General features: G+C 71.8%; 4 protein-coding genes. All 4 read left to right on the plus strand.

The features are described 5' to 3' along the window. Positions 1-254 (plus strand): hypothetical protein (locus J0695_RS28205; RefSeq protein ID WP_206966639.1); only part of this gene is annotated, 254 nt, incomplete at its 5' end. A gap of 52 nt (positions 255-306) precedes the next feature. Next, complete coding sequence (locus J0695_RS28210; RefSeq protein WP_206966641.1) at positions 307-1257, plus strand: bifunctional riboflavin kinase/FAD synthetase; 951 nt, start codon at positions 307-309, stop codon at positions 1255-1257. A gap of 143 nt (positions 1258-1400) precedes the next feature. Further along, positions 1401-1976, plus strand: coding sequence for a hypothetical protein (locus J0695_RS28215; protein WP_206966643.1), 576 nt, complete (start codon positions 1401-1403; stop codon positions 1974-1976). A gap of 2 nt (positions 1977-1978) precedes the next feature. Then, a partial coding sequence (locus J0695_RS28220; protein WP_206966645.1) for a peptidoglycan-binding domain-containing protein occupies positions 1979-2842 on the plus strand: 864 nt, incomplete at its 3' end.

Below are 2842 nucleotides of genomic sequence, written 5' to 3' on the forward strand. Positions count from 1 at the left end.
GGAGCAGCCCGGTGCGGTGGACGAGGTCCCTGGTCCGTACGCCCGAGGGCGCCGCCCGCTTCGACCGGCGCCTGGTGGAGCTGGCCGGAGAGGTCCCAGGCTTCGCCGCGCAGATCGTGGACTGGCTGGCCGACGCGCCCGCCGAATGGGCGGCAGTCATCGGCCCGAGCGCCCGCCGGGCGGTCGAGTCGCTCGGCGGGCCCATGCCGATGCGGGCGCAGACGGCAGGGCATGGCAGTCTTAGACCTGCGTAAGAAGGCGTGATCTCACGTACACAGGTTCGGTTTCGGGCGAGGAGCGGTCTCAGTGCAGCGCTGGCGTGGCTTGGAGGACATCCCCCAGGACTGGGGACGCAGCGTCGTCACCATCGGCTCCTACGACGGCGTGCACCGCGGGCATCAGCTGATCATCGGGCGTGCCGTGGAGCGCGCCCGCGAGCTGGGCGTCCCCTCGGTGGTGGTCACTTTCGACCCGCACCCCAGCGAGGTCGTACGCCCCGGCACGCACCCGCCGCTGATCGCCCCGCACCACCGGCGCGCGGAACTCATGGAGGAGCTGGGCGTCGACGCCGTGCTGATCCTCCCGTTCACGGCCGAGTTCTCGAAGCTTTCGCCCGCCGACTTCGTGGTGAAGGTGCTGGTCGACAAGTTGCACGCCCGCCTGGTCGTCGAGGGCCCCAACTTCCGTTTCGGGTACAAGGCGGCGGGCGATGTCGCCTTCCTGGCCGAGACCGGCAGGACGTACGACTTCGAGGTCGACGTCATCGACCTGTACGTGAGCGGGGAAGCGGGCGGCGGCGTGCCGTTCTCCTCGACCCTGACCCGGCGGCTGATCGCCGAGGGCGACATGACGGGCGCGGCCGAGATCCTGGGCCGCCCGCACCGGGTCGAGGGCGTGGTCGTGCACGGCGCGAAGCGCGGCCGCGAACTGGGCTACCCGACGGCGAACGTCGAGACGCTGCCGCACTCCGCGATCCCGGCCGACGGGGTGTACGCGGGCTGGCTGACGGCGGACGGCGAGCGGATGCCGGCGGCGATCTCGGTGGGGACGAACCCGCAGTTCGACGGCGTCGCGCGGACGGTCGAGGCGTACGCGATCGACCGGGTGGACCTGGACCTTTACGGGATGCACGTGGCGGTGGACTTCCTGGCGTACGTGCGGGGCCAGGAGAAGTTCGACTCGATCGACTCGCTGCTGGTGGCGATCGGTGCGGACGTGAAGCGGTCGACGGAGCTGATCGAGGCGTACGAGGCCTAAGCCGCCTCAACTCCGGGCGTCATTGGCGGCGTTGCCGCACATGGGCGGCTGACGGGTTCTTCAAAAGTTCTTCATGGTCCCCGGCCTATGGTCGGCCTGCCCGCCGCGCCCGCGGCCGGGCCGGACAAGAGGGCGGGGAACCGATGAGGAGCCGGGTACTGCTGGCATCGGCGGTCACGATCATGGCGTGCGCACTGGCCGGCTGCGGCAGCGGGGACGACACGGCGAAGGTGCCGACGGCCGACCGAGGCGGTTCGGCCGGCACGTCGGCCACGCCCCGCTCCAACGGTGGCGGCGACGATGTGTCCGCGTACATCAGCGCCCAGCGCGTGTGGGTGAAGTGCCTGCGGACCAATGGGCTGGACGCGCCCGACCCGGATGCCAAGGGGCAGGTCGAGTTCGGGGACGCGGCCACCCTCAAGAAGAACCCGAAGTTCCTCGACGCCCAGGACAAGTGCAAGTCCCTGAAGGCCGCCGTCCCCGAGAGCGTCGAGCAGGGCAACCAGCCCAAGCTCTCGGCCGCGCAGATCAAGGTCAAGCGGAAGTACGCCGACTGCATGCAGAAGAACGGCGCCGCCGACTTCCCCGACCCGGGCCCGGACGGCTACGGCGGGAACGACGCCCAGTGGGACCAGGCCTCGGCAGGCGCCAAGCGCGCCGCGCGTCTCTGCGGGCCGATCGTCGGTATCCCGGGCGACGCGCCTTCGGCCCAGGGCTGACGATGACGGAGACGATGCCGGGGCTGGACGGTGACCCCGCGGCGACGCCCGAGCCGCCCCGCGGCCGCCGCGGCCGCCGCGGCCGGCGCACCGCGCTGCTGGCCTCAGCGGTGGTCCTGGTGGCCGCCGTCGCCGTGGTGGGCGCGCTGGGACTCGGCGGAGGCAGCGGAAAGGTCGGCGCCGGGGCGCCTGCCCGTACGGGCTCCTTCGTCCCGGTGACCCGGATCACGCTGACCGAACGAGCCAGTGTGGACGGGCAGTTGGGGTACGGGGCCGGGATACCCCTGCCGGTCAAGGCGACCGGCACCGTGACCTGGCTGCCCGAGCAGGGCGCGACGATCGGACGCGGCGGCACACTGCTCCGCGTGGACGACCGCCCCGTCGTCCTCATGTACGGGCAACTCCCCACGTATCGAGCCCTGGGACAGCGCACCAGCACCCCCTCCGGTGGCACGGGTGGCACGTCCGCGGAGCTGAAGGGCATGGACGTCCTGCAGTTCGAGACCAACCTGGCCGCTCTCGGCTATACAGGCTTCACCGTGGACGAGCGGTTCAGTGCGGCGACCGCCCAGGCCGTCAAGCGGTGGCAGCACGACTTGGGTCTGCCCGAGACCGGCACGGTCGGCATCGGGGACGTCGTCTACTCCACGGGAAGGGTACGGATCGGCCAGACCGGTGTACGGCTCGGCGCGGCGGTCACCGAGAACGCCGTCAGCTACACAGGCACAGCCCGCAAGGTCGTCGTCGACGCATCGGCGCGGGACGCGGCCTGGGCCGTCAGGGGCGCGGCGCTCACCATCCATCTGCCCGACGGGTCCACGGTGAACGGCAAGGTCGCCTCGGTGGGGCGGCAGGCGAGCGCCGCC

The sequence above is a fragment of the Streptomyces beijiangensis genome (assembly GCF_017315755.1).
Classification (GTDB): Bacteria; Actinomycetota; Actinomycetes; order Streptomycetales; family Streptomycetaceae; genus Streptomyces; species Streptomyces beijiangensis.